This is a genomic window from Enterobacter cloacae complex sp. FDA-CDC-AR_0132, assembly GCF_003010695.1.
Taxonomy (GTDB): domain Bacteria; phylum Pseudomonadota; class Gammaproteobacteria; order Enterobacterales; family Enterobacteriaceae; genus Enterobacter; species Enterobacter ludwigii.
In genome coordinates this window covers 2,180,244-2,192,527 of record NZ_CP027618.1, presented here as the reverse complement: position 1 = coordinate 2,192,527, position 12,284 = coordinate 2,180,244, and the positions used below count along the sequence as shown (strand labels likewise).

Below are 12,284 nucleotides of genomic sequence, written 5' to 3'. Positions count from 1 at the left end.
TATAGCCTTAACGACTATACCGCCTTCACGCATCAGATATTAAGGCGGCTCAGGATAATATGAACGCGGATTCCGTCACGTTTACCCGCGTTTAATCACCGGGATATCGCCCGTATCATTTAACGCCCCCGGGAATGTTTTTAACCACTGAGAGACTTTTTGTTTATTGATATTCACCACACTCATCCCTTCCAGGCATCCCCATAATTCTCTTGTATGCTGCGGCGTGATCACAATACAGTCTTTCATCACCCGGATTTTAACCGGCATACCGCTGATAAACCCTGCCCGGGTTAACCAGTCTCCCCCCAGCGGAAGATATTTATTATCTATCCGGGCATAGAGTTCGCAGCAGGCGGAGCTTGCTTCCGGCGTTTCTGCGCGGGCGTGAACAGGCGCGGCACTGGTCTGGTTGCCGTGAAGTCGGCGGGTGCTGTTTTTGCGTACCAGCTCGCGGTTTTCAATCATGCCGGTGAAAGCATCTGATTCTGTTTTGCAAACCGTAAACTCTGGCATAAAATTCGGCGCAGCCATTTTCAACTCCTTGTAAGTTGGTAGTGGTTAGCGGTATGGGGGTGTTGCAGCACCTTCATATCGCGAATTCTCTCTTTAAATTTCTCTGATACTTCCTTTGCCGTTCGGAGTAATTTCTGATGTGTATTATACAGGGCTGAATATAAATACAGCGTTTTTTGGTGGGGTAAATTTAAAAAATGCGAGTGGGATTCAGAAATCATGCGGTAGTTGGTTGGCATTTTTTTAGATATAAAAATTCTGGGATAGCAATGAAAGAGCTAACATCAATTATTTGAGAAAGGCGCCCAAGGCGCCTTTATGGCTTAGTCGAAGAATATACTTTGTATCATAAACGATAATCTATTAATTAAAGCAGAAACGATTTTATGCCAATGAGGCTAATTGCCGTCATCAATAAACAAAAGGATTGACGGGATGACAAACGGGACAAACACCCCTGCCGGGCTAGAGTGCAAAGTACAAATGCAATGATAAGCACACCATAAGCGGAAGGTGAGGCATTTTTTAGTTCTGTCAGGAGATTTAAATCCATACTGTCAAACCTCCTTACCAAAACTAAATTCAATACGTTGCAGGGTTGGGTTGATACGCCCTCCCATTGCAAGCAGTTCTTCAACCAATTTTTCAATCGGCCCGTCAGTTAATTCATTACCATTAAGACTGTATCTTGTGTAATGAAATTGCTTACCATTTACTCCGCTGATCGCTTTTTCAATCAAACCTTCATTATGAACTCTTCCAAATGACAAGCGGCCTACATAGCCGGATAGTTCCAACGTCTGTAAGAGATAGCTAGCAAATCCAATAAAATATGGTACAAACCATTCCCTACGAAATAATGCATCGAGTCGATCAATTGTGGGGAAAAAGTAGCTATCCAGTTCCGTGCAATCATAATTTAGCTCGGCTCCATTAACCTCTAAGTAACCATACATACGCAGGCCAAACCACGGGAAATATAGATGTGGATTAATTCTGCTGGCTTTGCCTTTTTCGCCTATTGTCTTAGCCAATAAAATTAGGCAACGGTCCGCTCTTCGTAAACCTTTAGACCAGGATACAGGTACGGCTGTTCCCCAATACTCTTCGTCATAAATATAGCGGTAAAGCAAAATGAGATCATGCTGGTTAAGCTGAGCGATGCGATTGCTCACCACAGCTTCGGTTAGTGTTCCCGGCATCGCATTGAGAGCTGAAAGCTCTGCCAACTCCGCAACAGATATGTTGTTTCTATGCAATTGCAGAGATTCTCGCACTTCTGCTATTTTATTCTCGGCGATAATATCTGTCGTTTGACTATGCCGGGCGGTCAGATCACTCCAGCTTTTGAAATGGTAAAACCAGGCAACCATTTCCTGAGCATGACCAAGAGGAACATTACAGTGATTTCTGAGAAAACGAGCATGTTTGCGTAGCTGTTCTTTCTCTGGAGGCGGGAGATCAATGACATCATCATTGAATGCTAATTCTGAGAGCATATCATTTCCTTTATGTAATACCCTGCGGCCTGTAAACACAGAGCTGGAAAAGAGTGCTCTGGTAAAGCTAGATGTTAGATATGCGCGATGGCAAATTTGTCTACAGGCTGACCGGTCTGCGCGAACCTTATTAATACATTAGAAAATTTTGGCATTCTGTGTCAATAGGCATTTTTAGCTTGTACATGTGGTATGAAAGAGGCACCGAGCGTAGACCAATAACGCAGCGCTCACCATCCCTGAGCGCCAGACAACTTTAGCGAAGAACAAAGGCCAAGCTGTCGGCGTAGCAGACGACGCCAACAAGCGGGTGGACGATCTCAGCAAACCAACTAGCGGGGATACGCAATGAAACGGATGATGCTGTCCGGCTCCCTGCTGCTTGCATCACAGCGACAGTTTACCTGGCTTCAGGTTACTCGCCGCAGATTAACCGCAGCGATCCGTTACTCTGGCGTATAGCGCTGTACGCTACGATTTCCTGCGTGGGCTGGCGTCTGTATGACCAATTCCCACCGTATCGCCCGGCGACTCGCCGCATCGCACAGTGGTTTATCGTGCTGGAGGTGTTCAGGTGGCGACCTGCAGCTAGCTGGAATATTTTCGACTTGGTGGTCAATAACGGGCTATGGAATGCTATCAGTGCTACCGGGTTATTCGCCCGGCCACTGCTCTGATTAAGCTGCTGGCGCTGTGGCTACAGGCCAGAAGTCAGGGAGCGGATGAGGGTAACAAAGCTGCGCTGCCCCTAATATGGACCGAGCACCTGATGTACACCTCGTTACTGGTAATTATGTTCACCTGCGTGCCACTGCTGAACATCGACCTCGATACCATCAAATACGACACCACGCGCTCAAAGCAGTGCGGAATGTCAGTACCACAACCCGCCAATATCGGCTATCAACCGATTATAAACTCGCTGGGCGGTAAAACCGCCGCCGTCTTGGTCTGGTCTGGTCTGGTCTGGTCTGGTCTGGTGGTACTTTATTCATGTGTTCAGCAAAAACATCACCAGCGCAACGGTCGCTACCCTCCCCTGCCAGCCAGACCTACGTCAGATCCGCTTTGAGGTGCAGCACATCCACATTAAGGATCCAGCACTGGCTCAGGAGTTACGTGATTTTGTCGGGGAGTGTTATGCCCCTTCCCGCGCCCGCCTGAAATTTCGCGCCGGAGAGTTGGACAATGACACCAGTGATGATAAGGCCTGGGTGGGATCATCGTACTTTCTCATCACGGCTGGTTATTACGATACCGACCATGCGCTTTCACCACACAGCACCTGGCCGTACTGCGCTCGCTGGTCAGTGAACGCAATATGCAGGTATAGCAGAACGGGCGTGTTTATCCCGGTTACGGCGGCAATGTTGATGGTACCGTCCCCAATGCCGCCACCCGGCAGGCATCTAATGCCGGAAATATCCTCGGTAGCATAGCGGCGTTTCCGGCATTCGACAGCGTGCGCCAAGCGCTACCGATGGTGCAGGCACTACTGCAAATGGCGCTGGTGATCTGTATTCCGCTGATAACGCTCTGTTCGGCGCGGGATATAAAGGTGGTGATGACGCTGACGTTTGTACAGTTCGCGCTATTCTTCCTCACCTTCTGGTGGGAACTGGCTCGATAGCTGGCTGCTGGATGTGCTCTATAATAGCGATACCTACAGTAGCTGGAATCTGGCCGGGATCAAGAATACGCAGGATGATGTGATTATTAATTTGGTGATGAGGTCGATGTTTCTGGTGTTGCCGATGTTCTGGCTAGGGGCAATGGCGTGGGCTGGAGTGAGGGTTGATGTGGCGGTGAATGGCGCTCTGGCGGGTGGGGTTAAGGTGGCGCAGGACAGTGGGGGGAAGGTATGGGGGAAAATAACATAAAGCAGTCCTCAGCCCAAAATATTAATATGTTTTACAATACACATACAATGACATATTTCAAGCCTATACGTAATTATAATTTCAAAAAATACAGCCTCACTATATCAAAACAGAAAACATTCATCCTCAACATATAAAAAGACATTGTTAAAGCGAGAATAAATTAATTATAATGAACTACACATCATATTTTTAGAGGTTTTACAATGCCAGATAATAACATATTGAAAGAATTTTTCAAGTCTCTAAATGAACAGGAAAAGCCATTTCTTCAGCTTTTAAAAGATGATCGGCTAGGTATGATTTTACGTTCAGCTGTAAACGAACTAAATTTAATGTATTATAAAAATCATAGCGAATACAACGCGACATTTAGTCAGGAAGAATATTATTATATATTTAAACTGGGAGTTTCTCGATTAATTAAATTAGCACTTGAAGCGAGAACCTCGTTTGAAACCCCTGCTATAATGTTTCTACAACGCTCAGAAATAAGCGCTGAAACACATAATATTGTAAGAGGCTTAGGAATGGTTGAACATGGCAGAAGAGTTGCGCAGTCAGTTTATTCCGGCCATACTAAAATAGATAAAACAGGGGGGAATGAGTTTAAAATAATCATACCATCAACACTTGTGGATGAAGAAAGCCATGAAAAACACATATCTAATCATTATAAAGATCAATACAGACAAAATTTCATTGAAATTTATAAGTCAAAATTCATGGAAAAATTCAAAGTAGATGTCGACAATAAGTTGTTTGATTTGGTTTATCCATATGAAACTCATTTTATAGGGTACGAATCCGCACCTATTCTAGATGAATTCTTTTTTGGGCTCACCTATTCAGAGCTTTTCACTCAAGATGGATTTGACACTTTTCACTATTCCGTAAAATTTGGAGGAATAGAGTTTCAAAAATATAAATTAGCTATCGGATTTATAATGTCGGTAATTGAAAAACATTTAAGGTTTTCAGAAAAACTCACAATAAAAGATTCCACAATAAAGTTAGAGAATATTCTAACAGTTTCAGCAAATACAGACGAATTTATAGAAAGCATGTGTGATGCAATTAATTACTTTGGATCATTACAAAAAGGATACACTCAGCTTGAATTAAAAGACGCACGTAAAATTTTTGAAGTGATTTCTTATAACAGAAGAAATATCAAATTATTAGACAACCCCGGAGCGGAGCTACCGATGCTGATTCAAAGCTCTGATGAAAGTTTTTTCTTCTGTATTGCAGCAAGATATAGCTCACCGTTACAATACCTTCATGACTCCTTAAGATTCCATTTTAGTAAGGATTATGATAAGCAGCAACAATCACGAGAAAAAGTATTACAAAGAGCAATAAAAGGTACTTTGAACAAAAATTTCAGCAACTTACAATACCAAGAAAATATAAAGATAAAAGAGAATGGTAAAACATTAACTGATATAGACTTGGTTGTTGTCGAAAAAAACACAGGGATAGTTTTTCTTTGTCAATTAAAACATCAAGAACTTTATGGTGCTGATCTACACGCGAAATATGTTCGAACCACCAGATTAAAAAAACAAGCATCGGATTGGCTTACTTCGATTAACAATTGGTTAAACAGAATAACGGAAATAGAACTTAGAAAGTCGTTGCAAATCACCAAGCATGTACCAAAATTAAAAATATATAAATTATTCATAACAAAACATTATGCCTATCCACTCAAAGAGTTATCAGATGAAGATACAGCGTATTGTAACTGGGCGCAGTTTATTTATGCAATTCAACTTATCGACGATGATAAGGAGGAAAAAAAAGATAGTATTTCATCTTTAATCCTTAAATTAAAAACTTTAAACCAAGGAGCTAACATTGAATATCTTCATGAGCCTACATCGAAATGGATGATAAAAAATTTAACTTTCAGTTTAGAACAAGAAAGATAAATCCCACACTCCATTTTCTAAAATGCACTATTTTAACAATGCATTTTAAAATGATTTATTTTAATAAAGCACTAAATATTATATTCACTATCACAACAAATAACCGTTAATTTTCCTTACACTTATATACTATGAAGACATCAAAGATATCCCTTGTTAAGGTTACGCTAAAAATAATAAAAACGTCTATCCTCATCATATATAATATTTGTTTGTTGCATTCCTCAAAAAAAAGAGTAAAATATCAAGATTTAGGAGTTACTTTTGGACTTATATGAAGGCAATTGACTTATTTGCGGGGGCTGGAGGGTTTAGTTTATCCGCCCACAATACAGGCGCTATAGATGTTGTTGCTGCTATTGAATTCGATAGCGCGGCTGCAAATACCTACAGAAAAAATATGTTAGAAAGGCTTGAGCATAAGACCGAACTTTTACAGGAAGATATATTACTCGTAGGCCCAAAAAAGTTAAGAAAAAAAATAAAGCTCAAGAAAGGTGAGCTTGATATGATACTTGGTGGGCCTCCGTGCCAAGGTTTTTCCAGCCATCGAATTAATGATGCAGGTGTTGACGATCCTAGAAACAAATTACTTTTAAGGTATTTCGATTTTGTTTGTGAATTTAAGCCAAAAGCTTTTTTGGTAGAAAATGTCTCCGGCTTGCTATGGAAGAGACATGAAACTCATTTGAAACGCTTTAAGTTTTTGGCTTCCAAAAATGGTTATACTTTAATTCATTGCGATGTATTAAATGCTCGTGACTATGGTGTTCCACAAAATCGCAAACGAGTTTTCATTGCAGGTGTCAGAAATGACATTTTAAAAAAAAGAAATAATATTGAGTTTCCACCTCAAGCGACTCATTTCAACCCTAATTCTAATGAAGTAAAAAACAGTTCAAAAAATACGTGGAGAACCGCATCCTCTGTTTTTGAAAAGATGAATGATAGCTTAATTCAAAGATATATATCAGAATACTTTCTTAAACATACTTCTTACTCATTTGATGAAGCACAAGAGCTACTTGAAACCCTAGAATATCAAGACGCACCAATAAGCGAAAAAGATCCATGCAATATACACATGATACCAACTGAGCGTATGGAAGAGCGTTTCAAAGCAACAAAACTCAATGGTAGTAGAAGCGATGCAGGAAAAGAATTCGAGCTAAAATGTCATTCCAATGGATACGCAGGCCACAAAGATGTTTATGGGCGCATAATGATTCACCTCCCAGCCAATACAATTACAACTGGGTGCAATAATCCATCTAAGGGAAGATTCATTCATCCATGGGAAAATCATGGCATTACTTTAAGGCATGCGGCAAGATTGCAAACATTCCCTGATGACTACATTTTTTGGGGTAATGCGACAGAGCAAGCAAGACAGATTGGTAACGCAGTTCCCCCTATGTTAGGCACAATATTAATAAATGCATTACTTAACATAATTGCACCCAATGGATAAAGCGTAATGAATGAAAGAGGTCAAAATTAGAAGCTTAAATGGACCAAAAACTCATTTGATGATTACTTACCTTATAATAATAGAAGGTGAAAAATGGTAATTTCAGCAGCTTTTCAAACAAGAGCAAGGACAATTGATCATCTAGGACGTGAGCAAATAGCTGATTGTCCAACCGCAATTTCCGAGCTTTGGAAAAATGCATATGATGCTTACGCTCGTAATGTTTCTCTAAATATATTTGACGGCGATACTCCTGTGGCAACTTTAGTTGATGATGGGCATGGTATGTCGTTAGATGATATTATCAATAAGTGGCTTACAGTAGGAACAGAGTCCAAGGCTATAAAAAAAGATATTCCATATGAAGATAGAAATGGAATAGATCATATTCGAGCAAAGCAAGGCCAGAAAGGCATCGGTCGTCTTTCTTGTGCGGCCTTGGGCTCATTAATGCTTTTAGTTTCCAAAAGGAAAGATAGTCCTCTTGTAGCTTGCCTGCTAGATTGGCGTATTTTTGAAAATCCATATTTGATGCTTAATGATATCAAGATACCAATTATGGAATGTAGTGATAAAAATGAATTAATTACTGTTATACCGGAAATGTTTGATGCGTTGATGGGAAATCTATGGGGTGACGGCGATGATATATTACGGGATAACCGTATTGAACAAGCTTGGGAAAATTATACTGAACTAGAAAAAAATGAAAGTAATGATATTACAAAAGAAGCCATCGAAAATACTGTAATTAATGCTTTCTTTGAGGAAAGGCATTTTCAATCATGGCCTGTGTGGAATAATAAAACCACTCACGGCACAGCAATGTTTATAGCCGGAATTCATGACGATTTAATAGCTCAGTTATCAACAGATGCAGGCTCAGAAGCTCAAGGTGCAGAAGTTCGTGCTAAAGAGCGCTTTCTTCAAACATTAAATAGCTTTGTTAATCCATTTAAAAGAGAAGAAGAAGAACAGATTACTGATTTCAAGACGAGCGTTATCGCCTGGAATGGTAATCTTCAAAGATTTATTATCGATGAAGTTAGAAATTTTGATATTTCTAATTTTGACCAGCTAGAACATATAGTTGAAGGGAATATTGATGAGAACGGATTGTTTTCTGGAAGAGTCAAAGCTTTTGGCGAATGGTTCGATAATATTATAGTAAAACCCAAAACTGTTTATAAGACACGAAAAGATACCCGCTTTGGCCCTTTCTTTTTAAGATTAGGCACATTTGAAGTTACAAGAAAAAATAGTACATTGTCAGATGAACAACATGCGACCTTCGATCGGATCCGTGATCAGTTTGGTGGAGTAATGGTTTTTCGTGATGATTTGCGTGTTATGCCATATGGACGTGAAGATAATGACTTTTTTGAAATCGAGAAAAGACGTTCAAAAAATGCTGGTTTATATATGTTCAGTAATAGGGCATGTTTTGGTGGTGTGTATATAACCAAAGAACAGAATCCCAACTTACGAGATAAAGCTGGTAGAGAAGGTATTATTGACAATAAAGCGTCTAAGCTATTTAGAGAAATAGTCGAAAATATTCTAATAGAAATTGCAAAAAGGTTTATTGGTCGTTCATCAGATTTACGAGAAGAAAAACTAGAGGAAATAAATGCTAAACATGCTGCTTTAAAAGCAGATGAAGATAGAAAAAAATTACTTCGTAAAGAGCAAAGAAGAATCAAAACATCGATTCAAAGAGATCGTATTTCGTTAGAACATTTAAGAAACGAATTTTATGAAATATCACAACTTCTGAGTGATAAGAACAATTTCAAAGAGCTAGAAGAGCTATTACAGCTCAAGGAAAACATCGACGTATTGGATGGTACCCTAAAAAACCTATCTTTAGGTTCTGTACCAAGGAATTTAGGAAGTATAGAGAAAGATTATCGTCAATATCGCGATTTAGAGATTGATGCTAAAAGTCTTTTAAAGCAAATTAATAATTCTGTATATTCAGCACTTGATCATTTTACAGTTAAGGATGATTATTCAATTGCTGAAAAAGACTTTCGTAGCAAAGCAGCCATATTGCATGCAAAAATAAGGAAATTCTCTAGTAAAGGACGAAATATATTAAAAGAAGAGACTTTACGTTTTGACGAGATAACAAACAATACAAATAAAGCTTTCCATGAAAAGACATCTCAGTATTTATCCGATCTACAAGAAAATAGGTCTTCACTCAAGAAAACACTTGAGAATTTAGACCTCGCTTATCAGATTCAGGATATTGAAATAAATCAAACCTATGCTCCATATATCACTGCATTAGAAAGCTTAAGAGAGGAAATTGATTTAGAAGGCCTCGCTATATCTTCAGTAAACGAAAATACTCGATTAAAGAAACAAGTAGAACAAGTTAACGCACTCGCTCAACTTGGGATAACTGTGGAGATAATTGGTCATGAAATCGAAGGGTTCGATATGACTATTGAGCGGGGAATAAATAGATTGTCATCTACAAACCTCGATGAATACCAGGAAAATGCTTTATCAAGCATTACCCAAGCACATCAGTCATTAAGCGATTCCTGGCGTTTTTTAAGTCCGCTTAAACTATCAGGTGATAAGGTAAGAGCTTTCTTGAGTGGAAAAGACATTTTTGATTATGTTAATCACTTTTTCAAAAGTAAATTCGAAAAAGATTCAATTGAATTTTCTTGCTCTACTAAATTCTTAGATATTTCACTATACGATCAACCAGCCAGAATTTATCCTGTGTTCATTAATTTAGTAAATAATTCACGATATTGGGTTAAAGAAACTAAAGAAGAACGTCGTATTATTAGATTAGATGTGCTTGATGGTTTTATTTATGTTAGTGATAATGGGCCAGGAGTCGATCCTGATGATGTATCAGAGCTTTTTACTATATTTTTCTCCAAAAAACAAAGAGGTGGCCGTGGGGTTGGCCTTTATCTTTGTAAACAAAATTTAGCGGTGGGTGGCCATAGTATTTTCTACGAAACAAGAGCAGATAAAAAAATGCTTAACGGTGCCAATTTCGTAATTAATTTTAAAGGGATTAAAAATGCCTAGTAATTCTACTTTCGATTACAAACCACATTTAAAATCTGCTTATATTGACCCAATCAGAACTGTGACAGTTATCGATGATGAATACCCAACCATTGATGATTTAATTCTGAGCAGTAAGGAAGATTTTTCCCAAGAAAATATTTATCGGCTTAAAGAGATAATTGATATCAGTCGAAGTGAAGAATACAACTGGCTTTTAGATGTTTACAATGGAAAAGAAAAAAAGGTCCAAGAAGGAACAGTATCGAACCGCCTTTATCACAGTGATTTATTAATTTTAGATTATCATTTAGATGGTGAGGATTCTGGGTATTGTAAAAAATCGATAGATATTATAAAAAACTTATCTGAGAATCGTCATTTTAATATTGTTGCGGTACATACCAAGGGCTATGATGGGCAAAAAGGTTCAGTCAATGAGGTACTTATCGATATCATTACATCATTACAGAAAAGGCCAGCAATTAGTATTTTAAATGAGAAAATTAAATCCAAGGTAGACGATGTTTTAGATGAGTGGGAAATCGATGAACCTGGAATTAGGGACGAGTTAATTGATTCTATATCAACTATAGATTTATTATTTTTAATTCATAAGCATGAAACTGAATTATGCTCAGGGAATTTTCAGAACGAAATCCTTGATGTTTTCCATGGCATCTACGAAGGTAGACCTGATAATATAAACATACAAAAACCATTAATTCTAAAGTGGATTATTTCAAAAAAACTTGAGAAATATGCTGATCAATTCAATAATAAGACTTCCAAATTTTTTGATTGGGGAATAAACAAAAATTGTAACTGGATAAAAACAGAGGACTTATTTATTACTGTCCTTGGTAAAAAAGACACACCGATCAGTGAAATACCAAATCAACTTTTAGAAGCATTATCAGACTCTAAACCACATCCGCATAAACTTATCTTATCAAAGCTCCGAAGTGAGATTGAAAGTAATGGTAGTTACGCTGCAAGCAACATACTGAATAAGAGATTCTTACAAGCCGCATGGTTAAAAGAACTTCTTCTAAACAAAGACGATAATGCAATAAAAACAGCAGCATGGCAAGCAGTTACTAAATTGTGGGAAGAATTAGCATACGAGATTAAAGTTGGTTTAGATCAATTTACAATCAATCTAGTCCAAGATCTAAAAAAAATCGACTCTCCCCTAGACTATTTTATTGATAAGTCTACACTTGCTGACGAATTAGAACAAATCAAACATGCTAATTGCTTCAGCTGCTCTAAAAAAATCACTTCTCATCATTTAGTCACCGGACATGTTTTAGAATTTAAGAATAATCACTGGTTATGTTTAACTCCGATGTGTGATCTTGTTCCAGGTCAAAAAAGCGGGGATAATTTACTTCCGGTTACGCTCGTGAAGATGTATGATGCGAAAGTTGCATTAAATAACACTCGCCAATATATGCAAAGAGAACTTAATTTAGATAGTTTACCACCAATTGACGATAATGAAGCCATTAGGCAAATCTTGAATTACTCAACTCAAAACAACCTATTATTCATTCAACCTGAATTGGACGGCAAAATACATATTCTTAGTTTTACCGTTGGACTTGATGGTAAGGCAAATCCCAAAGCAATGGACTGTTATGTAGAAAATCAGGGCATCTTCACTGAAGCGAACACAATAACACTTAAATATGTCGAGCCAATGGATAATAATATGAATGTAACATCTGTGGAAGCAAAAATAGTTGCGGAGTTACGTTATGAATACGCATTAAATTTATTGGGTAGACTTGGGGTATCCAAATCTCGAGTGGGGTTAGATTTTATCAATTAAGAGATATTAGTACAGTTCGGGCCTGACAGGTATCAATTAATTATATTGATACCTGTCAGATTACATTATATTTAATTTCCCTTATAACCAACATGATGGGTA

At 38.3% G+C, this 12,284-nt stretch carries 6 protein-coding genes and 2 pseudogenes; 6 read left to right on the top strand and 2 right to left on the bottom strand.

Going from position 1 to position 12,284, the window contains the following annotated elements:
• Positions 1-81: 81 nt before the first annotated feature.
• Both AM379_RS10600 and AM379_RS10595 read right to left on the bottom strand, forming a co-directional pair.
• On the bottom strand, positions 82-534 hold the full coding sequence (locus AM379_RS10600) for a SymE family type I addiction module toxin (RefSeq protein ID WP_106503685.1): 453 nt from the start codon (positions 532-534) through the stop codon (positions 82-84).
• Positions 535-1,073: 539 nt separating this feature from the next.
• The gene (locus AM379_RS10595; RefSeq protein WP_032681757.1) at positions 1,074-2,015 is read right to left on the bottom strand and encodes a hypothetical protein; all 942 of its coding nucleotides are present in this window, start codon (positions 2,013-2,015) and stop codon (positions 1,074-1,076) included.
• Between the two features lie 348 nt (positions 2,016-2,363).
• Here AM379_RS10595 and AM379_RS24330 point away from each other — a divergent pair.
• The 6 genes and pseudogenes from AM379_RS24330 to AM379_RS10560 all read left to right on the top strand — a co-directional run.
• Positions 2,364-2,584, top strand: a pseudogene (locus tag AM379_RS24330) (hypothetical protein); the annotation flags it as partial.
• Positions 2,582-3,895, top strand: a pseudogene (locus AM379_RS10580) (conjugal transfer protein TraG N-terminal domain-containing protein). The pseudogenes AM379_RS24330 and AM379_RS10580, both read left to right, overlap by 3 nt.
• Before the next feature lie 206 nt (positions 3,896-4,101).
• Complete coding sequence (locus AM379_RS10575; RefSeq protein WP_106503684.1) at positions 4,102-5,832, top strand: hypothetical protein; 1,731 nt, start codon at positions 4,102-4,104, stop codon at positions 5,830-5,832.
• Positions 5,833-6,106: 274 nt separating this feature from the next.
• On the top strand, positions 6,107-7,303 hold the full coding sequence (locus AM379_RS10570) for a DNA cytosine methyltransferase (protein ID WP_106503683.1): 1,197 nt from the start codon (positions 6,107-6,109) through the stop codon (positions 7,301-7,303).
• Between the two features lie 93 nt (positions 7,304-7,396).
• Positions 7,397-10,366: an ATP-binding protein gene (locus AM379_RS10565; RefSeq protein ID WP_106503682.1), complete on the top strand. Its 2,970-nt coding sequence runs from the start codon at positions 7,397-7,399 to the stop codon at positions 10,364-10,366.
• Positions 10,359-12,182 carry a response regulator receiver domain gene (locus AM379_RS10560; protein ID WP_106503681.1) on the top strand — a complete coding sequence of 608 codons (1,824 nt, stop codon included), beginning with the start codon at positions 10,359-10,361 and terminating at the stop codon, positions 12,180-12,182. Before AM379_RS10565 ends, AM379_RS10560 begins: the two co-directional genes overlap by 8 nt.
• The last annotated feature ends 102 nt before the right edge of the window (positions 12,183-12,284 follow it).